Here is a 22,750-nt window from a genome sequence, read left to right as displayed (position 1 = left end):
GTCAATCCCGCCACGTGGATTGCCGCCCATGCCTATACTGCGGCATGCCAAACATCGACCTGCTGACCTTTCCCGACGCTGGTTTTTCCACGCTCGCCACCGCCGCCGACACGCTGGGCGCGGCGAATGCGTTGGCCTCCATGCAAGCCAGCAAGCGCGCCGATACCGCCAAGACGCCAGTGTTCGGCTGGCGACTCCTCGCGCGGGATCCGGCGCGTTGGCAAGCAGCCGCTGAAACGCTGGTCTGCCGCTGCGAGGCGCTGCCGCAGCACGATGCGGAACTCGGTGATGCGCTGATCGTGCCGCCGCTGCATTTCGACCACATCGGCATGATGGAACAGCGCCTGGCGCTGCTGGAGGGGGAGCGCGCCACGATCCGCCGCTATCTGGCGGCCGGGCGGTTGGTCGCCTCGTCATTCACGGGGGTGGCCATGCTGGCCGATGTGCTGCCCCCCGGCCAACGGCTGACGGTGACGTGGCTGATCGCTGGCTGGGTGCAGGGCAATTTCCCGCAGTTGAAGGTGGTGCCGGCACAGGCCATCGTCAGCAGCGGCAACGTGATTACCGCGCGGGCGATGGAGCATGGCGTGGCGCTCATGCATCGCGTGGTGGGGCGGCTGGCCGATGCCAGGCTCGCGCGCACGTTGGGCAATGCGGTGCTCGATCACCCTTCACGCGGCGAGGCCATCGGCATCTGGCTACGCAGCAAGCCCGCCATTCGCGACAGCGTGGTCCTGCGCGCGCGGCGCTATCTGCAGCAGCATCTGCACGAACCGTTTGATCTGGGGACGCTCGCCGCCGCCGCCTCCACCAGCGAGCGCACGCTGCTGCGGCATTTCACGAAAACGGTGGGGATGTCGCCGTTGCAATTGCTGCACCGGCTGCGCGTGGAGCGCGCCTGTCACCTGCTGGAAGTCAGCATGCTGAGCCTGACGGCGATCGCTGAACAGTGCGGCTATCAGGACATGTCCGCCTTCCGGCGGTTGTTGCGGCGGCACACGGGGCTGCCGCCGGGGGAACATCGGCGCGCGCATTCGGTGCGCGCCGAGTTGCGCAATTAAGCGGCTTTCTTTTTCTCGCCGATGCGGCTTTCCTTGCCGGCGAGCAGCTTGGCGATATTGGCGCGGTGGCGTGCAATCAGCAGCACCGCCATCAGCGCAACCGCGCCGGCAATCCAGTCGAAGCCGTTCATCAGCACGTAGAAGAACGGGGCAAACACCGCCGACACCAGCGCCGCCAGCGACGAGTAGCGGAAGAACACCGCGATGATGAGCCACGTGGCCAGCGTTGCCAGCCCCAGCCACACGTTGACCGCCAGCAGAATGCCCGCCGCCGTGGCGACGCCCTTGCCGCCGGCAAAGCGGTGGAACACCGGATACAGGTGACCGAGGAACACGGCGATGACCACCAGCGCAATGCCTACCTCATCCACGCCAAAGCGCGGTGCCAGCAGTTGCGCGAGCCACACCGCCAGCCAGCCCTTGGCCGCATCGCCCAGCAACGTGAGGACGGCCGCCTTCTTGTTGCCCGAGCGCAGCACGTTGGTGGCGCCGGGGTTGCCCGAGCCGTAGGTGCGCGGGTCGGCCAAGCCCATGACGCGGCTCACGACCACGGCAAACGAGACGGAGCCGATCAGGTAGGCGGCCACAGCAAAAACGACGGTTGCGACGACAGGGGACATAGCGGTTCTGTGAAATCAGGCTGCGCGATTGTAGCGTGGGCGGGTAGGGTGCCTAAGGGTGCCCTAGCCGCCGGGGCCGTTTCAATCGGGGTTTGCACAGTGGACGGGCTGCGCGTTCAGCACCGTCGTCAGCGCGCTGGGTGCAATGCTCACCAGAAAGCCGCGCCGCCCGCCATTGATGTAGATGCTCTCCAGCTCCAAAACAGACGCTTCCACGTACACCGGCATCGCTTTGCGCACGCCAAACGGCGACGTGCCGCCCACCAGGTAGCCGCTGTGCCGCTGCGCCACCTCGGGCTTGCACGGCTGCACGCTCTTGCGGCCGGTCTGGCGCGCGAGGTTCTTGGTGGAGACCGAGCAATCGCCGTGCATCAGCACGATCAGCGGCTTGGCGTGCTCGTCTTCCATCACCAGCGTCTTGATGACGGCGTGCTCGTCCACGCCGAGCTGGCGTGACGATTCAGTCGTGCCGCCCTTGTCGATATAGTCGTAGGTGTGTTCGGTAAAGGCGACGCCGTGCGCCTTGAGGAACTGCGTGGCCGGCGTTTCGGAAACGTGCTTGGACTTGCTCATGGGCAAAAAGAACAACGCTATCCGCGCGGATGGTGCTGCGCATGCAGCGTGCGCAGGCGCTCGCGCGCGACGTGGGTGTAGATCTGCGTGGTGGAAATATCTGCGTGGCCGAGCAGCATCTGCACCACGCGCAAGTCTGCGCCATGGTTGAGCAGGTGCGTGGCGAACGCGTGCCGCAGCGTGTGCGGCGACAACGGCGCGTGAATATCGGCGAGCAACGCGTAGCGTTTGATGAGGTACCAGAACGCCTGCCGTGTCATGCCATCGCCGCGTGCGGTGACGAACAGCGCATCGGCGGTGCGTTCGCCCAGCAAAGCCGTGCGGCCATCACGCAGATAGCGCCGCAGCCAGTCGCCCGCCTCGGCGCCGAAGGGCACCAGCCGGTCCTTGCCGCCCTTGCCGCCGATCACGCGGACCACGCCTTCGTTCAGGCCCACTTCCACCGTCTTCAATCCAACGATTTCCGACACGCGCAGGCCGCTCGCATACATCAGCTCGATCATGGCGCGGTCACGCAGGCCTAGTGGCGTGTCGACATCGGGCGCGTCGATGAGCGCCTCGACCTGCGCTTCGGACAACGTCTTCGGATAGCGCGGCGGTTGCTTGGCCGTGGGCAGCAGGCGCGACGGATCAGTGCTCACCACGTGCTCGCGCATCGCCCACACGAAGAAGCGCTTGAACACGGTGCGCCGGCGGTTGGCGGTCGAGGCGCGGCTCTCGGCATGGCGTGCGGCGAAGTAATCGGCCAGGTCGCCGTCTTCGGTTTCAGCGATGGACTTGTTGCGCTCGGCCAGCCAGTGCGCGTAGAGCGTCAGGTCGCGCCGATACGCATCGAGCGTGTTGCGGGCGAGGCCGTCTTCCAACCACAGTGCGTCGCAGAACCGCTGGATGGCGTCTGCGCTTTGCGGCGGCAGGGCAGGAGTGTCAGCGTCTTTCAGTGCAGCCTTTCTCATATCAGCATCACGCCTTCGTGGCGCAGCAGCCAGTGCTTGATGTTCATCAGGTAGCCATCGGTGTGGTGTGCGAACCCGCCGATGCCCGACGCGCTCACTACGCGGTGGCAGGGGATGACGATCGGGAACCAGTTGTCGCCGCACGCCTGGCCCACCGCGCGCGGCACGCTGCTGATCTGCTTGGCGATGGTGCCGTAGGTAATGACGCTGCCGCACGGGATGGCGCGGATGGCATTCCACACGCGGTGCTGGAAGTCCGTGCCGGCGGGTGCGAGGGGGATGTCGAACGTGGCGCCGGGGTTGCCGTAATACGCATCGAGCTGCTGGGCCAGCGTGCGGACCAGCGTGTCGCTCGAATCGACGGTGGGGGTGCTCTCCGGCAGGTAGACGAGCTCACGCAGGGCACCATCGGCCACGCGCACTCCCAGCTTGCCGAAGGGTGCGGCGAGAACGGCATCAAACGGGGAGGGCATGACAGAGTCCGGCGCGAAAAAAGCGATCCCGAGAATCTAGCATGCCGCCGGCGCGGGCCCTGTCGGGCGAATGCTCAGGTGCCGAGCAACCCGCTCTTCAAGTCGCGGTCGACGGGGTAATTGCCGATGAAGATGCTGAGCACGGCCTGGTAGAAATCTTCGCCGGGGATGGGCTTGGCGCGAGCCACGCCGTTGATGCTGATGGTGGTGCCGGCCTCGGGCGCGTAGTCGAAGTTGATGGTGTCACCGCGCTTGGTCGAGCCGATCTGGCGCATCGTGTCTTCCAGTTGCGTCAGGCGGTCGGCCAGCTTTTGCATCTGGATTTCGGTCTGATTGCGATGGATGCCGTCGTTCAGCGCGCGAATGAAGGTGTCGGCGCCCACGTCGCGCAACGGATGGATCTGCAACCGCTTCGGCCCCTTCATGCCGAGGATGACCGCCGCATTCTTCGCGCGCTCAGGCAGGTACAGCCCTGCCACGTAGCCCTTGATGACGAACACCGCGCGCAGGCCCGTGCCGTTGAGCAGCAGCTCGCGGCCGGCCACGCGAGCGGCATCGTCGAATGGCACGCCCTCAATGCTCACCGTGGCCCATGCGGGTGCGGCGCAGGCGGCGAGCAGCACGGCGGCCATCACGCTGTGGCGCCACGCGCGTCGCACGACAGGCAGACGACCAAAAGCGTGGGCACGCACGACAGAACGCAGCGCGCGGCGGAAATCAACAAGAGCGGGAAACATCGAAATGGGCGGTTTTTGGACAGCCTCTATTTTGTCGATGTTTTATCTGCAAACAATTGGTATCTGCCCGGATGCGAAACCGTTTGCATACCGCGTGGTATCAAGGTTTGCGTCAACGGGCGTTAACAATGGAATGCGAGTGGAATGCGGCATTTGTGTTAAGCGCGACATTGTCTTGCTTTTAAAACATTTGCGATTGGGTTTGCCGCGCTGACATTAAAACGGCAAAGGGTGAGCTGGCGCCGTCAGGTCGCCAGTGCCCAGGCCACGTGCTCTCGCACGAGTTCAGAGGCGTCTTCCGCGCGCGTCTGCAAGGCAGCGGTGATTTGCGTGCGAGCCCGTTCGGGCAACGGCCCGCGCAGCGCATTGCCCATGGCCACTGCCAGGTTGCGCAGCCAGCGTTCATGCCCGATACGGCGGATCGGGCTGCCTTCCAACCGCTGGTTGAATTCCGCTTCGGTCCAGTTGAACAACGCAACCAGCGAGGCAGCATCCAACCCGTTGCGCACATCGAAGTCCGGCAGATTGGCCGGCACCGCGAACTTGTTCCACGGGCAGATGAGCTGGCAGTCGTCGCAGCCGTAGACGTGGTTGCCCATCGCCTTGCGCAATTCCACGGGGATGCTGCCCTTGTGCTCGATGGTCAGGTACGAGATGCAACGGCGCGCGTCCACCACATACGGCGCGACGATGGCCTGCGTGGGGCACACGTCGATGCAGCGCGTGCAGTTGCCGCAATGCGGCTCCACGGGTGGGTCCACGGGGAGCGGCAGGTCGATCAGGATTTCGCCGAGGAAGAACATCGAGCCGGCATCGCGATCGAGCAGCAGTGTGTGTTTGCCGCGCCAGCCCAGGCCGCCGTTGGTGGCGAGCGCCACCTCCAGCACCGGCGCGGAATCGGTGAACACGCGAAAGCCGTACGGCCCGGCGACACCGGCAATCTTCTCTGCGAGCTTCTGCAAGCGCTGGCGCAAGACCTTGTGATAGTCCCGGCCACGCGCATAGAGCGAGATGGTGGCGTCTTCCGGGCGGCGCAGGCGGTCCCACTCGATGGCGCGCCAGTCACCGCCCGCAGGTTGCGCCCCTGTGCCATGTGGCAGATACGGCATCCGCGCGACGATGGCACGTACCGTTCCGGCAACAAGTTCGGCCGGGCGCGCGCGGAGCATGCCATGGTTCGCCATATAATCCATGTCACCGTGAAACCCCTGCGCAAGCCACGTCTGGAGCCCTTCTTCCGCGTGCGAGAGGTTAACATCGGCGATGCGGATGGCATCGAAACCGAGTTCGGCGCCCCAGGAGCGGATCTGCGCCACCAGCGCGAGCATGCCGGCTTCATCGGCTGGCAAGCGCGCATCCAGGTTCGTTTCGAGTGAGGACGTGGGGGTGGCGGACATGCCCAAATTGTACGCAATGCCCACCGTGCTCCCAGCTCTCAATCGCCTGCCATGCCCTCTGGTTTGACCCCGCCGCTCGCCGAGCACACCGTGACGCTCGCCGACGAGGCAGCCACGTCGGCCTTTGGTGCGGCGCTTGCGCAGGCCGTGCTGGCGCTGGGTCCGCGGCCCGTGCAGGTGCAGCTTTCGGGCGATCTTGGCGCGGGCAAGACCACGCTTTCGCGCGCCATCCTGCGTGGCTTCGGCCATACCGGCCGTGTGCGCAGCCCCACCTATACGCTGGTCGAACCCTACGAGGTTGCCGGAACCACTGGCACGCAGAAGGTCTATCACTTTGACCTGTACCGTTTTGCCGATCCGGAAGAATGGACCGACGCGGGCTTCCGCGACTGCTTTGCCGAACCCGCGCTGTGCCTCGTCGAGTGGCCGGAGAAGGCTCAGGCGTTGCTCGGCACGCCCGACCTGCATGTCGCTTTATCGGTCGACGTTGTGCACGAAACCTACGATGACGGCGTTGAGCATGCACCGCGCCTTGCGCGTCTGAGTGCCCGCACGCAGACCGGCCTCCAACTCTTACAGTCGCTGTAACCGCCGCCCCATGCTGATCAAGCATCTGCCGACCGACCAACCGGATGATCCCAACCTGCCGAGCCAGGCACGCCGGCAATGGCTTGCGCGCATGGCAAAAGCCGGCGCGGGCACCGTCATCCTGAGCCTGGCCGGCCCGCAGCTCGCGCGCGGCGCCAACATCGTGGCGGTGCGCGTGTGGCCCGCCGAAGACTACACGCGCGTGACCATCGAATCCGATGTCGCGCTCAAGGCCACGCACCAGCTCATCACCGATCCGGACCGCTTGATGGTCAACATCGATGGGCTGGATCTGAACCCCACGCTGCGCGAGTTGGTCGCCAAGATCACGCCGAATGATCCGTACATCCGCCAGGTGCGTGTGGGCCAGAACCGGCCGAACGTGGTGCGCCTGGTGTTTGATCTGAAGGAGAGCGTCAACCCGCAGGTGTTCACGCTGCTGCCGATTGCCGGTTATCGCAACCGGCTCGTGTTCGATCTGTATCCGACCAATCCGCCCGACCCGCTGATGCAGCTCGTGCAGGCCACCGAAGGCAAGCAGCAGCGCTTTGCGGCTTCGGGTGGCACGCCGATGCCGACACCGGCTGAAGACGACGACCCGATCGCCGCATTGGCCCGCCGCGACGGCAGTGCGACGACACCCGCCGCGCCGCCTGCAACGGCAACGACAGCGGAATCGCGCCCGGCGCTCGCCAACCGCACGCCGCCGCGCAAGACACCGCCGACCACGTCAGCGAATCCGCCGTCGACGCTCGCCAACGCGCCGAATACCCCGCCGCTGGACGTCGTGCCGGAGGCACCCGTGTCGCGCACGCCGTCCAGTGGCCCGCGCATGCGCCGCCTGCTGACGGTTGCCATCGACCCCGGCCATGGCGGCGAAGACCCTGGCGCCACGGGCGGTGCCGGCACGCATGAAAAAGACGTGGTGCTGTCGATCGCCCGCATGCTCAAGGCCAAGATCGACGCCCAGCCCAACATGCGCGCCATGATGACGCGCGATTCCGACTACTTCGTCCCGCTCGGCGTGCGCGTGCAGAAGGCGCGCCGCGTGCAGGCGGATTTGTTCGTCTCTATTCACGCTGATGCGTTTGTTACGCCGGAGGCGCGGGGCGCTTCGGTGTTTGTGCTATCGGACCGCGGGGCGTCGAGCGCGCAAGCCAAGTGGCTCGCCAACAAGGAGAATGCGGCGGACATGATCGGTGGCGCGAACCTCGGTTCGAAAGACGCGCAGGTCACGCGCGTGCTGCTGGACTTGTCGACCACCGCGCAGATCGGCGACAGCATGAAGGTCGGCCGGGCCGTGCTGGAACAGATCGGCGGTATCAACCGTCTGCACAAGGGGCAGGTAGAGCAAGCGGGCTTTGCGGTGCTCAAGGCGCCGGATATTCCTTCGATCCTCGTCGAGACGGCCTTCATCTCCAACCCGGAAGAAGAGGCCAAGCTCAACGATCTGGGCCACCAGAACCAGTTGGCCGACGCCATCCTGCGCGGCATCCGCGCGTACTTCGCAAAGAACCCGCCGCTGTCGCACAACCCCGGCGTTTGATGGCCCTACGCTGATTAAGCCGTGCGTCGTGCCGGTGCCCCTTCTTGGACCTTGGCATCGGCCTCGGCATGTGCGACGCGATCCGCATACTTGCGCGCCAGCGCCGAGCACACGATCAACTGCAGCTGGTGGTAGATCATGGTGGGCAGCACGATCAAGCCCAGCGCGGGGTTACCGGCAAATAGAATCTTCGCCATCGGGATGCCGTTGGCGAGGCTCTTCTTGGAACCGCAGAACACGGCGGTCACCTCATCGGCCAGCACAAAGCCGGCGCGCCGCGACAGCCATGTTGTCGCGCCCAGCACCACAAACAGCAGCGCGCCGCTCATGATGGCCACCGCCACGATGGTCTCCCATGGGTACTTCGACCACACGCCAGCGTGCGTGGAATCCGCAAACGAGTTGAAGACAATCAGCAGGATCACCACGCGGTCGACCTTGTTGATGATGGTCTTGTACTTGTTGATGAGGCCGCCGACGGCCGGGCGCAGCAACTGACCGAGCACGAACGGCAGCAGCAATTGCTCGGCCACGCCCAGCAACGCCTTACCTACCGATAGATCTGCGCCCGACGCGTGAATCACGAAACTCATCAGCAGCGGCGTGGCAATCATGCCGATCAGCCCCGAGATGGTCGCGTTGAAGATGGCCGCCGGCACGTTGCCCTTGGCCATCGCCGTCATTGCCACCGAAGACGACACCGTCGAGGGCAACGCGCATAGGTAGAACACGCCCAACAACAGTTCGGCGGGAATGAATGGCTTGCACGCCAACAGAATCGCTGCGCCGATCAACGGAAACAGGATGAACGTGCAGCTCTGCACGAACAGGTGCAGGCGCCAGTTGCGGGCGCCTTCGATGATCTTCTCGCGCGAGAGCGCCGCGCCGTGCAGAAAGAACACCAGCGAGACGCCAAGAATGGTGACGACATCCAGATGCAACGGGCCATCGCTCGCGCCCAGCGCGGGAAAGAACAGGGCCAGCAGCACCATGACCAGCATGGCCTGGATGAACCCATCAATGCGGGAGAGCAGCGGAATCTTCATGTGCAAGTGCCATCACCATGACGCGATGGCTGGAGGAAATGCGGGGAAGGCGTTATTGCACAACATCGGCATCTAGAATACAAATGCATTGATCGAATCAATTCATACGGTGCTGGCATGAATGTGACGCTGCGGCAGTTGCGCGTGTTTCTAGCGGTGGCACGTGCGCACAGCTTCAGTCGCGCTGGCGACACAATTGGCTTGACGCAGCCAGCGGTGAGCCGGTCGATCTTGGAGCTGGAAGGCGAACTCGGTCTCAAGCTGCTCGACCGCACCACGCGCGAGGTCGTGCTGACGGAAGTGGGGCGCTCGCTGGCTACCGCGCTCGACCGCCTGATCGCTGACCTGGACGACACGCTGCATCAAGCGCGCCAGGTGGGGGAACAGCGACGGGGGCGGGTGGTGGTGGCATCGAGCCCGACCGTATCGACACGCCTGATGCCCGTGTACGTGGCCGAGTGCGCGACGCGCTACCCGGACATCCGCATGATCGTGCGGGACTCGGTGCAGGTTGACACGCTGCAACTCATTCGTACTGGCGGGGCGGATTTTGGCGTGGTGGTGGAGCCGCTCGATACCGAGGGCTTATGGACCGAGTCTGTGTTGACTGATCCGTTCTGCCTCGTCTGTCGGCGCGACCATCCGTTCGCCCAGCGCAGCAGCGTGCGCTGGAAAGACTTGCATCGCACCGCAGTCGTGCTGCTGGATCACGCTTCGGGCAGCCGCCCGCTGATCGATCGGATCTTCCTGCGCCACGGCGTGCACCCTGATGTGGCCCAAGAGATGGGCCATAGCAGCGCCGTGTTCGGCATGGTGGAGGCGGGCATCGGCGCTGGCGTGGTGCCGTCGCTGTCGTTGCCACTGCCGTCGTCGTCACCGCTCGTGGCGGTGCCGCTCACGCCCAAGGAAACGCGCGCCATTGTGCTAGCGCGCCGGCATGACAGATCGCTCTCGCCGGCGGCCGAGGCGGCGTGGCAGATGATTCGCCGGATGGCGTTGCCTACCGTCAAATGACCGCCTGATCGCGCTGCTTACTTGGGTTGCATGCGGATGGCGCCGTCCAAGCGGATGGTCTCGCCATTGAGCATCGGGTTCTCGACAATCGCACGCGCGAGTTGCGCATACTCCGCCGGCTTACCGAGCCGCGGCGGGAACGGCACCATCTTGCCCAGCGCGTCCTGCACTTCGGGCGGCATGCCCAGCAGCATCGGCGTCTCGAAAATACCCGGCGCAATCGTCATCACGCGGATACCGTCACGCGACAGGTCACGCGCAATCGCCAGGGTCATCGCCACCACGCCCCCCTTGGACGCCGCATAGGCCGCCTGGCCGATCTGCCCGTCAAACGCTGCTACCGATGCCGTGTTGATGATCACGCCGCGCTCGCCACCCGCGTTGGGCGTGTTGCCCGCCATGGCCGTCGCGGCCAGGCGGATCATATTGAACGTGCCGATCAGGTTGATGTTGATGACGCGCGCGAACTGATCCAGCGGATGCGGCCCCGTCTTGCCCACCGTGCGCGAGGCGGTGGCGATGCCCGCGCAGTTCACCAGCCCACGCAGCGTGCCCAGCGACGTGGCGGCTTCCACCACGGCTTGCCCATCAGCTTCCGACGTGACATCGCAGCGTACGAAGCGCCCGCCCAGTTCCTGTGCCAGTGCCGTTCCGGCGGCTTCGTTCAGGTCGGCAATCACCACCTTGCCGCCAGCCTCGGCCAGCGTGCGTGCCGTGCCGGCGCCCAATCCCGATGCGCCGCCCGTAACGATGAATACCTGGTCGCGAATCTCCATGCCGTGTCTCCTTGATTGTGGTTGGCGAGTTACTTGACGTTTACGTCAACGTCATATGGTACCAAGAAGGTGGCGCTCCGCAGCAATTGTTGTGGGCGGTGAATTTGCAGAAGCGGAATTTCATGCAATGTCGGCACTTTGCATCGTTTCCGACGGATGTCACGGCCAATGTGGTGCGTTTTGTGGACGACCCCGCTGACTCAGAATTCTCCTATGTGTGGGCCTGAGCGATTTCCCTACAGTACGCGCTGCCGATGGAATGGATCGGTTGTGTTCTCAACATTCAGGAAATTTTTCGCTCATGAAAAAAACCATTATTTCGGCAGCTGTGGCTGCTGTTGGCGTGCTGGGTGCATCCGCTGCATTCGCACAGGCTGTGACGCAAAGCACCGTGATTTTCCGCGGCGAAGTCACCTCGCAAACCTGCAGCATTGATGCTGCAGACCGCGACAAGGTCGTGACGCTGCCGACTGTGTCGACGAGCGCTTTGGATGTTGCCGGTAAGGCGGCTGGCTCGCAGCAGTTCGACATCAAGGTGTCGAATTGTTCGGCACTGCCGGTTCCCCCGGTTGCCGGTTCGGTTGAAACGAACGGCATTCGTGCAGTTGCTGCTCACTTTGAAACCACAAACTGGGACTCGGTCACGGGTAACGTGTTGAACGCTACCGGCACAGGCCGTGCGCAGAACGTGCAGGTTCGTCTGTACAACATGAATGGCATGGCTCCTGCCAACCAGATTCGTCTGGGCTCGACGGGTCTCAATGCCGCGGGTCAGTACTTCCCCGTGACGGGCACTGGCGTAGACCGGGGCGCGACCATGAGCTATGTGGCCTCCTACTACGCAACGGCTCCTTCTGTTGCCGGTACGGTGGACGCTGTCGCGACCTACACGCTGGCTTATCAGTAAGGCGTCCTAGTCCCCTGGTCTGGGTGACTTTTGCGGGGCGCGCTCTTGCGTGGGCGCGCCTTGCATTCCCTGTGTATCCCCTCCGTTTGCTTCGAGACCCAACATGCGTTTGTGGAAAACAATCGCCGCTGCTGCGGCACTGATGAGTGGTTTGACAGCGACTGTCTCGCAGGCAGGCGTTGTGATTACGGGTACGCGCGTGATCTATCCCGAAATGAAGCGGGAGATCAGCGTTCGGTTGACCAACCCTGACACGGAACCAGCACTCGTGCAGGCCTGGATTGACGACGGCAATGCGTCTGCGCCGCCGAACGAGATTCACGTCCCTTTTTTGATTAACCCTGCCGTGGCGCGTATCGAGCCCACAAAGGGTCAGACGCTGCGCGTGATGTTCACCGGCGAGAACCTGCCGAAGGATCGCGAGTCGGTCTATTGGTTCAATGTGCTCGAAATTCCCAAGAAGGCAGCGCCTTCTGCGACGGGTAACCAGCTGCAGCTGGCATTTCGCACGCGCATCAAGATGTTCTACCGCCCGGACACGCTTCGCGATGATCCGACGACCAAACGCAGCGAACTGAAGTGGTCGTTCGCCAAGGACGATGCGGGCAAGACCGTGCTGCGTGTGGAGAACCCATCCCCCTACTACCTTTCGTTTGCCGATGTGGTGGTGAAGGGTGAGACGGCGGCTAAGGGTCTGCAACTGGACCCCGGCATGGCACCGCCAAATGGTCATGTGGATTTTAAGGCACCCGAAGGTGCGAGTGTCCTGCATCAAGCGCCATCGACGATTTATTACACGCTGATCAACGACTACGGCGCCGGCGTGCAGGATACCGCGCGCGCCGAGTGAGCGGCCGCACAAGCATTGGTCGGTGAATGGGAGCATCAGCAGTGAGTAGCGCAGGGAACGAAATGGAACGAAGCAAGCGACAACGTAACTCCGGCAAGGCATTGCGGTATCACCCGCTTGCCTTGGCGGCGGCGTTCGTTTCCAGTTCGTTGAGTACGGCGGCGTTCGCCGTCGAGAGTGCAGTCACCAGCAGCGCTTCGCGCGCGGTGCGCTCGGGCAAGTCGGCCGATATTGCTGTTGACGAAGGCGCTGAAAGTGGTAGCCGTCCCGCCCCACCTTCGATGGCGGAGGCTGGCAATTCACCGAGTCAGGCGGCTGACAGCACCGTTGGCGCAGACGCAAAAGGCATGGGCCACTCCACTCCACCCGCGGTAGCGGCGGCGGACGATGCGCCGATGGAGATGGAGTTCAACCCAGCGTTCTTTAACGGCAACGTTGCGGATCTCTCGCGCTATACCCGTGGCAACCCGGTGTTGCCGGGCACCTACTCCGCTGATGTGTCCATCAACGGACGGGGAGCCGGCCGGATTGACGTGGTGTTTCGTGAAGTGCCGGGCAAGGATAGCGCGGCACCGTGCTTTAGCCTGGAGACCCTGGACAAATTCGGCGTCAACATGGCGCGCGTGGTGAAGCGCCTGAAGAATCTGAACCCAGAAGGCAACATCGATGTGCTGGGTATCGAGGCCTTGGCAGGCACCTTGCCCAAGGGCGCTTGTATTCCGCTGCAGGAAACCGTTCCGGATGCCAAGGTCTCGTTTGATACGTCCGATCTCAAGCTCGACATCAGCGTCCCTCAGATTGAGATGCGCAATGTGCCGCGTGGTTATGTCGAGCCCAGCCGCTGGGGCGAGGGCATCAACGCGGGTCTGCTGCAATATAACTTCAGCAGCTACACATCCCATCAGAGTTCATCGGATAGCACGAGTGCATTTCTCGGGCTGCAGGGCGGTTTTAACTTCGGTGGTTGGCGGTTTCGCCAGCGCTCCAACGTCAGTTGGCAAAACACGGGTGGGGCGCGTTGGACCAACCTAGCGACGTATTTGCAGCACGACATCACAGCGTTGCGTAGCCAACTGACGCTGGGGGATAGCTATACCAGCGGCGACATCTTTGATGGTTTCTCCGTACGGGGCGTTCAACTGTCGAGCGATGACCGGATGTTGCCGGACTCCATGCGCTCGTATGCCCCGACCGTGCGCGGTGTGGCGGAAAGCAATGCCCGCGTGGTGGTTCGTCAGAACAACAACATTCTGTACGAGACGAGCGTGCCGCCGGGGCCATTCGAATTGGGGGATTTGCCCGCCACCGGCTATGGTGGCGACCTGGAAGTCACCATTACGGAAGCCGACGGCCGTTCGCGGCGCTTTACCGTGCCGTTTGCTTCGGTGGCGCAATTGTTGCGCCCGGGAGTGTCGCGGTTCAACGTGACGGCGGGCCAGTATCAAGACCCGCTGATTTCGTCCTCTCCCATGGTGGCGCAGGCGACCTATCAGCGTGGCTTGAGCAATGTGGTGACCGCGTACGGCGGTGTGCTCGGCTCGGTCGGTTATGGCTCAGGGTTGTTGGGTGTGGCGCTCAATACACCGGTGGGTGCGGTCGCCCTGGATGCGACGCTGGCCCGCACGAATCTGCCGGGCGATACGTCGCGGCAAGGGCAAAGTTGGCGTGTCAGCTACAGCAAGCTGGTGCCAGGCACGAATACCAACTTTACGATGGCGGCGTATCGGTACTCGACGTCGGGCTTCTACAGCCTGCGCGATGCCATGACTGCGCGCAATTGGACGGGCGATACGTCAACGCTGACCAACTTCCGGGCCCGTAGCCGTGTTCAGGTGAACATCAATCAGCCGGTGGGAGAGCGCAGCTCGTTTTACCTGTCCGGTAGTTCGCAAAACTATTGGGACAGCAATGGTGCTACCGACCTGCAATACCAGATTGGTTTTACCAGTGCGTTCAAGTCGGTGTCGTATACCGCCTACGCGCAGCGCTCACGCAATGCGGTTTCGGGGCGATTCGACACACAGGTTGGCCTGAATTTCACTATCCCGTTGGGCCGGAATTCGTACGTCAAGCGCAATACGTTTGATGTCATGTCGGCCAATCTGACGCGCGGTTCCGATGGGTCGAATAACACGCAGGTGACCGCTTCGGGCAGTACCGCCGACGACGCTCCGATCAACTACGGCGTGACCGCGCTGCGCAATGAAAGTCGTGGGAGCCGCCTGGTGTCGTTGGGCGGGTACGGCACATACCGCACACCGTTTGGTACCTATAGCGCCAACGCTTCAGTGGGTGACGGCACACGGCAGGCCTCTCTGAATGCAGAGGGCTCCCTCGTTGCGCACGCGGGCGGCGTCACGCTCGGCCCGCCGGTCGGCATGGCCGCAGCATTGGTGGAGGCCAAGGGCGCCGAGGGCGCCAGGATCATCAATGGACAAGGCGCGCGCATTGACAGCCATGGCTATGCATTGCTGCCGTCATTGACGCCCTATCGTCTGAACACGGTGGCGGTGGATCCGCAGGGCATGTCAGATGATGCGGAGCTGGAATCGACCTCGGAAGAAGTGGTGCCACGTGCCGACGCGCTGATGCTCGTGCGTATCAAGACCAAACAGGGGCGTCCGGTGTTTGCCTCCATGGAGGGCTTGGATGGCATGGGGCTGCCCATGGGCGCGGACGTGCTGGACTCTGCCGGCAATTCCGTCGGTACGGTAGGCCAGGGCGGCATGGCATTCCTGCGCGGTGTGCAGGGAACAGGCGCCCTGACGGCCAAATGGGGCATGGGCCCGGGCGAGCAATGTGTCTTGCCGTACTCCATCTCGCCGCCCATGGCGGGGGAGCGCCCGTCCATGCTGACGCGCGTGCGGCTGCGCTGCGTGCCGGCGCTGGATCAATGAATGTTCAGTATTGCTCCTCGTGTTGCAGGCGAGGAACGAAGAGAAGCCAACCCATGAAACGAAAGACGCTCCACGCCACGCTCGGCTTGCTCAGCCTGCTGATGCTCCTTGGCGGGCTGGCCGCAGCAGAAGACCGCAGCACGGTGACCTTCAATGGCAGAGTGGATGAGGTGACCTGTTCGATTGACTCGGGTGACCGGGACCAAACCGTTCATCTGCCTGTCATTTCCGACAAAGCGTTGCTGGTGAGCGGTACCACAGCAGGGGCGACCCCGTTTCGGATCAACATACGTTGTCCTCTCGGTGCGCTACAGGTCCGTGCGTATTTTGAAAACTCAACCTATTCGGACCCAGACACCGGCAACCTGAGACTGCAAAACGAAGATGGAAAGTTGAGCGCCGGCAACGTTCAGGTGCGTCTACTGCGTGTGGACGGCACACCCGTTGCGGTCGGGAACCGGCTCTCCATGCCGGTCTTTCCGGTGAACGCCGGGGCGGCCAAACTCGAATATCAAGCCGTCTACTACGCAACGGGCGAGGCAACGGCAGGCCAGGTCTACACCACGGCCACCTACGCACTCGAGATGCCATGAGAAAGCACATGTTCCCGCTGCAGCCGCAACGCGTTTTCAAGCTGGTGGCATTGCTGGTGGCTGCCACCGCCTCTACCTTGGTGTCGGCGGCTAGTACGCCAACCGTGACGATCAACTTCACCGGTAAATACGTGCTGTATAGCTGCGCGATTACGGGGGGCGCGAACCAAACCGTGACGCTGCCAACGGTATCGGACAAGGCGCTGAGCTCACCAGGCAGCACGGCTGGGTCGACGCCATTCCATATCACCGTGAATTGCGATGGGGAAGATCCAACGACACCCGGTAGCGGGGTCAAGGGCGCTAGAGCCTTTTTTGAGCCTGGCACGACAGTTGATGCGGGTACGGGCAACCTGATCAATCAGCCCGCTCCAGGCGGCACGACTGCGGGTGGCGTCCAGATCCAACTGCTGAACGAAGACAACTCGGTCATCAAGATAGGCGATCGCACGACCATGCCGTTCAAAGCTGTGGGCGCGGCCGGCGGTGATGTGCGGCTGAACTACGTCGCACGCTACTACGCCGCCGGTACCGTCACGCCAGGAATGGTCCAGACGTATGTGACTTACATCCTCGAAATGCCATGAGATCGGCGTCGCCTCGCTGGCGATTTCCTTCATTTTCCAACCCTTAATCGAGCTGTCCCCACGGCTTATGTCCTCTTCACCGCTCTCCTCGCTGCAGACACTCCTGCGCCCGACCCTGTTGCTGGTGACGTTGCTCTCGCAACAGGCCAGCGCGTCGGCCGTGCACATGCTGCGTGCGCGCGGTGCGGGTCTGGTCGAGCAGCTTCAGCAAGACTTGCTCGATGCCGGTTATGACGACGCGACGGTCTCCGAAGCGACCTTCGCCCAGTGCGCATTGCTGGACGATGCCGTGCGGCGCCATCTGGCGCCCATGCAGCGGGCCGAGTGGGATCGTGAATGGCTGCAGGCTCGGTTCTTCGGTGCCCGCGACGCACAGGGCGTGGTGCTCCAACGCATCGAGGAAGCGGCGAATGGCTTGTCCGCTTCGCTGGAGATGGCGGCGATGTACCGCATGATGCTGAGCCTGGGTTTTGCCCAGGGCGCGATCGACGCCACCTATCGTCAGCAACTGGTGGCCATGCTTGCGCCACGCAGCAAGCCGGCACTCAACACAACGGCCTCGCCCCTCTTGCCGCCAGCCTTTGCTGATCCAGCCGAGACTTCGACGACGACCAAGGGGAACGTATGGGCGCGCACCGCCATCGTCGCTACTTGCTTGGCCGCGCTGTGGGCCGGACTTAGCCTGCATATCGCCCGTTTGATTCATCACACCCCTCAACCGGTCGCGACGGAGCAGCGCGACGCTCACGTTTCGCTGCCATGACGCTTCTGTCTCGTTGGATGCTGCCCGTCGTTTGGACGGTGACGGCAATTGCCCTTCTGACTCTTCTGGTGCTGCCGCTGCCTGCGCAGCCGCGCTGGCAGGTCGTTGCCCTGGCGTTGGTGCTCGTCATGTTGTTCAGTTTGGGCTCGGTTTGGCGCTCGAGGAAGGAGCGAGCCGCCAAGGTGTCGACCAACGGGGCACTGCCGTCGGTGGGCGCCGATTTGCCTGTTGTCTTTGTGATCGGGCCCTATGCGTCTGCGTTGTTCCCACGCAGTGCCGAGCCGTTGGCGATGCGTCGCGAGGGCGGCGCCGTCTGGCTGTACGTTCCCACGCCGGCAGCACTGGATCAGGCCATGACGCGCATCAAGCAAGTGCATGGTCATCTTCCACATGCCGCGCTCTTGCCGGTCATTCCCGATGGCAATACCGATGCGGCCGTGATGCGTCGCGAGTTCACGACATGGCGTCGCACGCTCACTGAAACTTGCCAGTACCCGGCGAGCGTATTGCCGTGCTTTGTTGCCACCTATGCGCACCTTGGCGCAGACGCGAAGCGTGATGGCGCTGCGTCTGCGGTGTGGTTTGGCGACACCATTGATTTCTCTGCAAGCCTGCCGAGCGTGGACAACCTGCGTCAACGCATCCGGGCCGTTCGCGAAGGGCTTGAACAGTACGTGTCCGACGCAGCCTATGAGACGAGCGTGCAGCGAAACGCAATGGGCCAAGCCTTGCTCACCTGGCTCGACGAGGCGGCGCTGAGTTCCATTCTGGCGCCGTTGGGCAACACCGCGCCGTTCGCGCTGCAGGGCTTTCTGCTGGCGGACATTCCCACAGGGCCAGCCCGCCCCAGCGCATGGACGTATTGGCTGACGGAAAAGACCGGACTGCAGGTGCGCTTCAGCGAATCCGCTTCGGGGCCGCTGCCTGTGCCCTCAGTGGCTCCCTTGCAAGCTCGATTGGCGTCGATGCCGCTTCCCGAAGCGAGTGTCCGACGCAAGAGCGCGCGCTGGGCGATCGTAGCGCCGGTGGCTTTGCTGGCACTGTGCTTCATCGCGTCTGGTTGGAATAACGCTGATCTGGTGCGCCGGATGTCTACCAGCCTTGCCGTGTACAACCAGGTGCCGAACAGCAACCCCGACGGCAAGCGAGACGCGCTGCATCAACTCGAAAGCGACCGCACGGAGTTGCGCAACTACGAGCGTGCTGGCGTGCCGCTGGGCCTGGGGTGGGGGCTCTATCCGGGCGCCGCGCTGGGTGCCGTGTTGGATCAGGCCATTGCCAGCTACCGCCCGCCACCCGTGGCGCTCACACTGGATAGCCTGTCGCTGTTCGACAGCGGCAAGACCACGCTCAAGCCGGGGGTTGCGAAACAGCTGGCCGGTCCGCTGCGGGAGATTCTTGCCAGCCAAGGTACGCGCGTACTCATCGCCGGGCATACGGACAACGTTGGCTTGGCTGCCACCAACTTGCAGCTCTCCGAAGCGCGTGCCCGCGCCATCCGAGATTGGTTTGTCAGCCAGTCGGGCTTGTCTCCCACGCGGTTTGCCATTCAGGGCTACGGCGACACCAGGCCCGTGGCCAGCAACGAGAGCGCCGACGGCCGCGCTCGTAATCGTCGGGTTGTCATCACGCTCATCCCGGACGAGCCGTCGCACTGAGCCCTATCGGGTCATGGCGTGAACGTTGGCACAGCCTGCACGTTCACGCCCCCTGCTTTGGGTTGTCGCAAGGGTTTCGCGTTGCTTAACAGCACCCATTTTTTCGGGATAACGCGACGCCCTTTAAGACAACTCTCATATATCGCGCGCTGACAGCGTCGTACGATCATCTGCGGAAAATACGTTGGGACCCCTAAGAGGCGAACCCACCGGTCCGCTCAATTTCACCACGAGATACAACGCCGGAGCTTCCATGTCCGTATCCAATAGTTCACAGAAATTCATTGCGCGAAATCGTGCACCCCGCGTTCAGATCGAATATGACGTCGAGATCTACGGCTCGGAAAAAAAGATCGAATTGCCCTTCGTCATGGGCGTGCTGGCCGATCTGTCGGGCAAACCGCTCGAGCCGCTGCCTGCTGTGGGTGATCGCAAGTTCTTCAACATCGACATCGACAACTTCGATGAGCGCATGAAGGCCATGAAGCCGCGCGTTGCATTTGCGGTGCCCAATACGCTAACGGGCGACGGCCAGCTCATGGTGGATATCACCTTCGAGAGCATGGACGACTTCTCGCCAGCCGCCATCGCCAAGAAGGTCGGCTCGCTGTCGCAACTGCTGGAAGCGCGCACCCAGCTCGCCAACCTGCAAACGTATATGGACGGCAAGTCCGGCGCCGAAAGCCTTGTGACGCAAGTGCTGAAAGACCCTGCCCTGCTGAATGCCCTCGCCAAGGCACCGAAGGCAGAACCGCGTGACGCGGCATCTGCCGAGCCGAAGTCCCAGGATTAATTGCGCATTCAGTCGCAATTATCAATTCAGCTTATTTGAGAGGAAGAGATGGCCGCACGCGAATCACAAGCAAAAGCCTCTGCTGTTAATCAACAAGAAACGCAATCCGATTTCAACGCGCTGCTGTCGCGTGAATTCAAACCGAAAACCGAGCAAGCACGCGAAGCCGTTGAAAATGCGGTGAAGACGCTGGCCGAGCAAGCGCTCGCCAACGCCACGACGATTTCCGACGACGCTTACAAGAGCATCGAAGCCATCATTGGCGAGATCGACCGCAAGCTGTCCGAGCAGATCAACCTGATCTTGCACCACCAGGAATTCCAGCAACTCGAAAGCGCATGGCGCGGTCTGCATCACCTCGTGACCAACACCGAGACCGACGAGAAGCTGAAGATCCGCTTCATGGACATCTCGAAGGAAGAACTGCGTCGCACCATGAAGCGCTACAAAGGCGTGGCATGGGACCAAAGCCCGTTCTTCAAGCAGATCTACGAAGAAGAATACGGCCAGCTGGGCGGTGAGCCGTACGGCTGCCTGGTTGCTGACTACTACTTTGACCACACCCCGCCGGATGTGGATCTGCTGGGCTCGATTGCCAAGGTTGCTGCGGCGGCTCATGCGCCATTCATCACGGGTGCTTCGCCGTCCGTGCTGCAAATGGATTCGTGGCAAGAGCTCGCCAACCCGCGCGACCTCACCAAGATCTTCACGCAGAACCTGGAGTACGCGCCGTGGAACTCGCTGCGCAACTCCGAAGATGCGCGCTACATCGGCTTGGCCATGCCGCGTTTCCTGTCGCGACTGCCGTACGGCGTCACGACCAATCCGGTCGACGAATTCAACTTTGAAGAGGCAACCGACGGTGCCGACCACAGCAAGTACGCGTGGTCGAACGCTGCCTACGCGATGGCCGTCAACATTAACCGCTCGTTCAAGCGCTACGGCTGGGCGACGTTGATCCGCGGCGTGGAAAGCGGTGGCGTGGTGGAAAACCTGCCGAGCCACACCTTCCCGACCGACGATGGCGGTGTGGACATGAAGTGCCCGACCGAGATCGCCATTTCGGACCGTCGTGAAGCTGAACTGTCGAAGAACGGCTTCATGCCGCTGATTCACCGCAAGAACACCGACTACGCGGCTTTCATTGGTGCGCAGTCGCTGCAAAAGCCGGCTGAATACCATGACGCGGACGCGACGGCCAACGCCAACCTGTCGGCGCGTCTGCCGTACCTGTTCGCGTGCTCCCGTTTTGCGCACTACCTGAAGTGCATCGTGCGAGACAAGATCGGCTCGTTCAAGGAGCGCGAAGACATGCAGCAATGGCTCAACGAATGGGTCATGAACTATGTCGACGCCGATCCGGCCAACTCGTCGCAAGAAACCAAGGCACGTCGTCCGCTGGCGGCGGCTGAGGTGGTGGTGGAAGACGTCGAGGGCAACCCGGGTTACTACCAGGCCAAGTTCTTCCTGCGCCCGCACTTCCAGCTGGAAGGCTTGACCGTGTCGCTGCGACTGGTCGCCAAGCTGCCGCTGGTGAAGGAAGCCGCCTAAGCGAAGAGCCACGTGCGCTGCCAGGCTGGTAGCGCACCGCTTGCCACGAGCTTTCACTTGAACGCCGCTCTCTAAGCGCGCGCCCAATACGCCGAATGGTCCATTCCGCAATTCGGCTGAGCGGTTGGGCGGGCGCTCTCTAAATATTCCTGACCCTTCAGCTCTTGTTTTGAAGTTCAACCACGCAAGTTAAGGAGTAGTGCGATGGCACAGGACATTTTCCTGAAAATTAATGGCATCGACGGTGAGTCGGAAGACGCTAGCCACAAGAACGAAATTGAAGTTCTGAGCTGGTCGTGGAACGTCTCGCAGCAGTCGAACATGCACGCTGGTTCGGGCGGTGGCGCTGGTAAGGCGACCGTCAACGATCTGCAATTCGAGCACTACATCGACCGTGCGACCCCCAACCTCACGCAGTACTGCCTGCTGGGCAAGCACATTCCTGAGGCAAAGCTGGTCGTCCGTAAGGCCGGCGGCAGCCCGCTGGAATACCTGAAGTTCACGATGAAAGACGTGCTGGTGACGCAAGTCAGCCCGTCGGGCGTGAGCACCGATGAATCGCGTCCGCGTGAAATCGTGCGCCTGTCGTTCTCCAGCATGAAGCAGGAGTACGTCGTTCAGAACGCCCAAGGCGGCAGCGGTGGTGCCATCACCGCAACGTTCGACATCAAGAAGAACACTGCCTAATCCCGCGTTCTCAACCGCTGGATGAAGATTCCCCGCCGACATGTCGGTGGGGGTCTTCCGGGCTGTTGACCGGAGCGTCGCATGCGGCGCTTCGGCCAGTGGCTCCTCCAGCCCATTCATAGATAGGAAGCCTCTGATGAGCGTCTCTCTGTTGGTACGCCGATCGCTTGGGCGCTCATCTGCCTGGTTGGCCGTGCTCTGTCTGTGTGTGTCGGTGAGTGCCTGTAGCTCTTGGGCGCCTCCGGCCAAGGAACCGATCGGTTTGCGGCTCCAGGTGGAAGTGGCTGACGACGTCAACCCAGACGAGCAGGGGCGGGCCGCACCGGTCATGGTGCGCATCTACGAGTTGAAGTCGGCCACGGCTTTTGAGCAGGCGGATTTCTTCTCATTGCAGAACGCAAGCAAGAAGACGCTGGGCGAAGACGTTCTGGCAACGGATGAATACATCCTGCGCCCCGGCGAAAAGCAGGACATCACTCGCAAGTCGAACCCGGCCACGACGGCAATCGGGGTTCTCGCTGGCTATCGCGACCTGGGCAAATCGGTGTGGCGTGTTGTCTACAAGCTGCCTCCCGCACCTGACGCGGCTTGGTACCGCGCGGTGCTTCCCGAGCACAAGGCCCGGCTCAAGATCGACCTCGGCCGGCAAGCGGCAGCGATCCAATCTGAGGATAACTAAC

Annotated in this window: 23 protein-coding genes; 15 read left to right on the top strand and 8 right to left on the bottom strand. The window is 62.7% G+C overall.

Annotated elements, in window-relative coordinates; translation table 11 throughout:
- Positions 1–44 precede the first annotated feature (44 nt).
- Positions 45–1,061 (top strand): GlxA family transcriptional regulator, encoded by a 1,017-nt coding sequence (locus ACS7SF_RS05265; RefSeq protein WP_439892000.1) that lies wholly within the window; start codon positions 45–47, stop codon positions 1,059–1,061.
- Here the strand turns inward: ACS7SF_RS05265 and plsY are convergent.
- The 6 genes from plsY to queG all read right to left on the bottom strand — a co-directional run bounded on the left by plsY (position 1,058) and on the right by queG (position 5,814).
- Positions 1,058–1,681, bottom strand: a complete 624-nt coding sequence (gene plsY, locus ACS7SF_RS05260) for a glycerol-3-phosphate 1-O-acyltransferase PlsY (RefSeq protein ID WP_439891999.1) — start codon at positions 1,679–1,681, stop codon at positions 1,058–1,060. The genes ACS7SF_RS05265 and plsY overlap by 4 nt on opposite strands.
- An 81-nt stretch (positions 1,682–1,762) precedes the next feature.
- Positions 1,763–2,254 carry a Cys-tRNA(Pro) deacylase gene (gene ybaK, locus ACS7SF_RS05255; RefSeq protein ID WP_439891998.1) on the bottom strand — a complete coding sequence of 164 codons (492 nt, stop codon included), beginning with the start codon at positions 2,252–2,254 and terminating at the stop codon, positions 1,763–1,765.
- Between the two features lie 17 nt (positions 2,255–2,271).
- Entirely contained in the window at positions 2,272–3,207 is a 936-nt protein-coding gene (xerD, locus tag ACS7SF_RS05250) for a site-specific tyrosine recombinase XerD (RefSeq protein WP_439891997.1), read from the bottom strand.
- Positions 3,204–3,680 carry a methylated-DNA--[protein]-cysteine S-methyltransferase gene (locus tag ACS7SF_RS05245; protein ID WP_439891996.1) on the bottom strand — a complete coding sequence of 159 codons (477 nt, stop codon included), beginning with the start codon at positions 3,678–3,680 and terminating at the stop codon, positions 3,204–3,206. Before ACS7SF_RS05245 ends, xerD begins: the two co-directional genes overlap by 4 nt.
- Before the next feature lie 74 nt (positions 3,681–3,754).
- On the bottom strand, positions 3,755–4,417 hold the full coding sequence (locus tag ACS7SF_RS05240) for a chalcone isomerase family protein (RefSeq protein ID WP_439891995.1): 663 nt from the start codon (positions 4,415–4,417) through the stop codon (positions 3,755–3,757).
- Positions 4,418–4,662: 245 nt separating this feature from the next.
- On the bottom strand, positions 4,663–5,814 hold the full coding sequence (gene queG / locus ACS7SF_RS05235) for a tRNA epoxyqueuosine(34) reductase QueG (RefSeq protein ID WP_439891994.1): 1,152 nt from the start codon (positions 5,812–5,814) through the stop codon (positions 4,663–4,665).
- Positions 5,815–5,865: 51 nt separating this feature from the next.
- Here queG and tsaE point away from each other — a divergent pair, with 51 nt between their 5' ends.
- Together tsaE and ACS7SF_RS05225 are read left to right on the top strand one after the other, a co-directional pair.
- Positions 5,866–6,402 carry a tRNA (adenosine(37)-N6)-threonylcarbamoyltransferase complex ATPase subunit type 1 TsaE gene (gene tsaE, locus ACS7SF_RS05230; RefSeq protein ID WP_439891993.1) on the top strand — a complete coding sequence of 179 codons (537 nt, stop codon included), beginning with the start codon at positions 5,866–5,868 and terminating at the stop codon, positions 6,400–6,402.
- A 10-nt stretch (positions 6,403–6,412) separates the two neighbouring features.
- Positions 6,413–7,948 (top strand): N-acetylmuramoyl-L-alanine amidase, encoded by a 1,536-nt coding sequence (locus ACS7SF_RS05225; protein WP_439891992.1) that lies wholly within the window; start codon positions 6,413–6,415, stop codon positions 7,946–7,948.
- A gap of 14 nt (positions 7,949–7,962) precedes the next feature.
- Here ACS7SF_RS05225 and ACS7SF_RS05220 read toward each other — a convergent pair whose 3' ends face one another.
- Positions 7,963–8,994 (bottom strand): bile acid:sodium symporter family protein, encoded by a 1,032-nt coding sequence (locus ACS7SF_RS05220; protein ID WP_439891991.1) that lies wholly within the window; start codon positions 8,992–8,994, stop codon positions 7,963–7,965.
- 117 nt (positions 8,995–9,111) lie between these two features.
- Between ACS7SF_RS05220 and ACS7SF_RS05215 the strand changes: the two genes are divergently transcribed.
- Positions 9,112–10,008 carry a LysR substrate-binding domain-containing protein gene (locus ACS7SF_RS05215; protein WP_439891990.1) on the top strand — a complete coding sequence of 299 codons (897 nt, stop codon included), beginning with the start codon at positions 9,112–9,114 and terminating at the stop codon, positions 10,006–10,008.
- A 17-nt stretch (positions 10,009–10,025) separates the two neighbouring features.
- Here the strand turns inward: ACS7SF_RS05215 and ACS7SF_RS05210 are convergent, their stop codons facing one another.
- Positions 10,026–10,784 (bottom strand): 3-hydroxyacyl-CoA dehydrogenase, encoded by a 759-nt coding sequence (locus ACS7SF_RS05210; RefSeq protein WP_439891989.1) that lies wholly within the window; start codon positions 10,782–10,784, stop codon positions 10,026–10,028.
- 301 nt (positions 10,785–11,085) lie between these two features.
- Between ACS7SF_RS05210 and ACS7SF_RS05205 the strand changes: the two genes are divergently transcribed.
- The 11 genes from ACS7SF_RS05205 to tssJ all read left to right on the top strand — a co-directional run bounded on the left by ACS7SF_RS05205 (position 11,086) and on the right by tssJ (position 22,749).
- On the top strand, positions 11,086–11,691 hold the full coding sequence (locus ACS7SF_RS05205; protein ID WP_439891988.1) for a fimbrial protein: 606 nt from the start codon (positions 11,086–11,088) through the stop codon (positions 11,689–11,691).
- 103 nt (positions 11,692–11,794) lie between these two features.
- On the top strand, positions 11,795–12,541 hold the full coding sequence (locus ACS7SF_RS05200; RefSeq protein WP_439891987.1) for a fimbria/pilus periplasmic chaperone: 747 nt from the start codon (positions 11,795–11,797) through the stop codon (positions 12,539–12,541).
- Between the two features lie 62 nt (positions 12,542–12,603).
- Positions 12,604–15,438: a fimbria/pilus outer membrane usher protein gene (locus ACS7SF_RS05195; RefSeq protein WP_439891986.1), complete on the top strand. Its 2,835-nt coding sequence runs from the start codon at positions 12,604–12,606 to the stop codon at positions 15,436–15,438.
- Positions 15,439–15,491: 53 nt separating this feature from the next.
- A complete protein-coding gene (locus ACS7SF_RS05190; RefSeq protein ID WP_439891985.1) occupies positions 15,492–16,031 on the top strand; it encodes a fimbrial protein in 540 nt (179 codons plus the stop codon).
- A complete protein-coding gene (locus tag ACS7SF_RS05185) occupies positions 16,028–16,618 on the top strand; it encodes a fimbrial protein (protein WP_439891984.1) in 591 nt (196 codons plus the stop codon). Before ACS7SF_RS05190 ends, ACS7SF_RS05185 begins: the two co-directional genes overlap by 4 nt.
- A gap of 67 nt (positions 16,619–16,685) precedes the next feature.
- Positions 16,686–17,381, top strand: coding sequence for a DotU family type IV/VI secretion system protein (locus ACS7SF_RS05180; protein ID WP_439891983.1), 696 nt, complete (start codon positions 16,686–16,688; stop codon positions 17,379–17,381).
- Positions 17,378–19,039, top strand: a complete 1,662-nt coding sequence (locus ACS7SF_RS05175) for an OmpA family protein (protein ID WP_439891982.1) — start codon at positions 17,378–17,380, stop codon at positions 19,037–19,039. The genes ACS7SF_RS05180 and ACS7SF_RS05175 overlap by 4 nt, the downstream gene beginning before the upstream one ends.
- Before the next feature lie 253 nt (positions 19,040–19,292).
- Positions 19,293–19,832 (top strand): type VI secretion system contractile sheath small subunit, encoded by a 540-nt coding sequence (gene tssB, locus ACS7SF_RS05170; RefSeq protein WP_439891981.1) that lies wholly within the window; start codon positions 19,293–19,295, stop codon positions 19,830–19,832.
- A gap of 48 nt (positions 19,833–19,880) precedes the next feature.
- Positions 19,881–21,383 carry a type VI secretion system contractile sheath large subunit gene (gene tssC, locus ACS7SF_RS05165; protein ID WP_439891980.1) on the top strand — a complete coding sequence of 501 codons (1,503 nt, stop codon included), beginning with the start codon at positions 19,881–19,883 and terminating at the stop codon, positions 21,381–21,383.
- A gap of 204 nt (positions 21,384–21,587) precedes the next feature.
- Complete coding sequence (locus tag ACS7SF_RS05160) at positions 21,588–22,070, top strand: Hcp family type VI secretion system effector (protein ID WP_439891979.1); 483 nt, start codon at positions 21,588–21,590, stop codon at positions 22,068–22,070.
- A 136-nt stretch (positions 22,071–22,206) separates the two neighbouring features.
- The gene (gene tssJ / locus ACS7SF_RS05155; RefSeq protein WP_439891978.1) at positions 22,207–22,749 is read left to right on the top strand and encodes a type VI secretion system lipoprotein TssJ; all 543 of its coding nucleotides are present in this window, start codon (positions 22,207–22,209) and stop codon (positions 22,747–22,749) included.
- Position 22,750: the final 1 nt, after the last annotated feature.

It is taken from the genome of Ralstonia sp. 25C (assembly GCF_051904805.1).
Taxonomy (GTDB): Bacteria; Pseudomonadota; Gammaproteobacteria; order Burkholderiales; family Burkholderiaceae; genus Ralstonia.
This window is presented reverse-complemented; position numbering and strand designations above follow the sequence as displayed.

Bases quoted from the DNA above. Each gene is read 5' to 3' on its own strand.
- ACS7SF_RS05265 (WP_439892000.1), top strand. From the start codon at position 45: ATGCCAAACATCGACCTGCTGACCTTTCCCGACGCTGGTTTTTCCACG.
- plsY (WP_439891999.1), bottom strand. From the start codon at position 1,681: ATGTCCCCTGTCGTCGCAACCGTCGTTTTTGCTGTGGCCGCCTACCTG.
- ybaK (WP_439891998.1), bottom strand. From the start codon at position 2,254: ATGAGCAAGTCCAAGCACGTTTCCGAAACGCCGGCCACGCAGTTCCTC.
- xerD (WP_439891997.1), bottom strand. From the start codon at position 3,207: ATGAGAAAGGCTGCACTGAAAGACGCTGACACTCCTGCCCTGCCGCCG.
- ACS7SF_RS05245 (WP_439891996.1), bottom strand. From the start codon at position 3,680: ATGCCCTCCCCGTTTGATGCCGTTCTCGCCGCACCCTTCGGCAAGCTG.
- ACS7SF_RS05240 (WP_439891995.1), bottom strand. From the start codon at position 4,417: ATGTTTCCCGCTCTTGTTGATTTCCGCCGCGCGCTGCGTTCTGTCGTG.
- queG (WP_439891994.1), bottom strand. From the start codon at position 5,814: ATGTCCGCCACCCCCACGTCCTCACTCGAAACGAACCTGGATGCGCGC.
- tsaE (WP_439891993.1), top strand. From the start codon at position 5,866: ATGCCCTCTGGTTTGACCCCGCCGCTCGCCGAGCACACCGTGACGCTC.
- ACS7SF_RS05225 (WP_439891992.1), top strand. From the start codon at position 6,413: ATGCTGATCAAGCATCTGCCGACCGACCAACCGGATGATCCCAACCTG.
- ACS7SF_RS05220 (WP_439891991.1), bottom strand. From the start codon at position 8,994: ATGAAGATTCCGCTGCTCTCCCGCATTGATGGGTTCATCCAGGCCATG.
- ACS7SF_RS05215 (WP_439891990.1), top strand. From the start codon at position 9,112: ATGAATGTGACGCTGCGGCAGTTGCGCGTGTTTCTAGCGGTGGCACGT.
- ACS7SF_RS05210 (WP_439891989.1), bottom strand. From the start codon at position 10,784: ATGGAGATTCGCGACCAGGTATTCATCGTTACGGGCGGCGCATCGGGA.
- ACS7SF_RS05205 (WP_439891988.1), top strand. From the start codon at position 11,086: ATGAAAAAAACCATTATTTCGGCAGCTGTGGCTGCTGTTGGCGTGCTG.
- ACS7SF_RS05200 (WP_439891987.1), top strand. From the start codon at position 11,795: ATGCGTTTGTGGAAAACAATCGCCGCTGCTGCGGCACTGATGAGTGGT.
- ACS7SF_RS05195 (WP_439891986.1), top strand. From the start codon at position 12,604: ATGGAACGAAGCAAGCGACAACGTAACTCCGGCAAGGCATTGCGGTAT.
- ACS7SF_RS05190 (WP_439891985.1), top strand. From the start codon at position 15,492: ATGAAACGAAAGACGCTCCACGCCACGCTCGGCTTGCTCAGCCTGCTG.
- ACS7SF_RS05185 (WP_439891984.1), top strand. From the start codon at position 16,028: ATGAGAAAGCACATGTTCCCGCTGCAGCCGCAACGCGTTTTCAAGCTG.
- ACS7SF_RS05180 (WP_439891983.1), top strand. From the start codon at position 16,686: ATGTCCTCTTCACCGCTCTCCTCGCTGCAGACACTCCTGCGCCCGACC.
- ACS7SF_RS05175 (WP_439891982.1), top strand. From the start codon at position 17,378: ATGACGCTTCTGTCTCGTTGGATGCTGCCCGTCGTTTGGACGGTGACG.
- tssB (WP_439891981.1), top strand. From the start codon at position 19,293: ATGTCCGTATCCAATAGTTCACAGAAATTCATTGCGCGAAATCGTGCA.
- tssC (WP_439891980.1), top strand. From the start codon at position 19,881: ATGGCCGCACGCGAATCACAAGCAAAAGCCTCTGCTGTTAATCAACAA.
- ACS7SF_RS05160 (WP_439891979.1), top strand. From the start codon at position 21,588: ATGGCACAGGACATTTTCCTGAAAATTAATGGCATCGACGGTGAGTCG.
- tssJ (WP_439891978.1), top strand. From the start codon at position 22,207: ATGAGCGTCTCTCTGTTGGTACGCCGATCGCTTGGGCGCTCATCTGCC.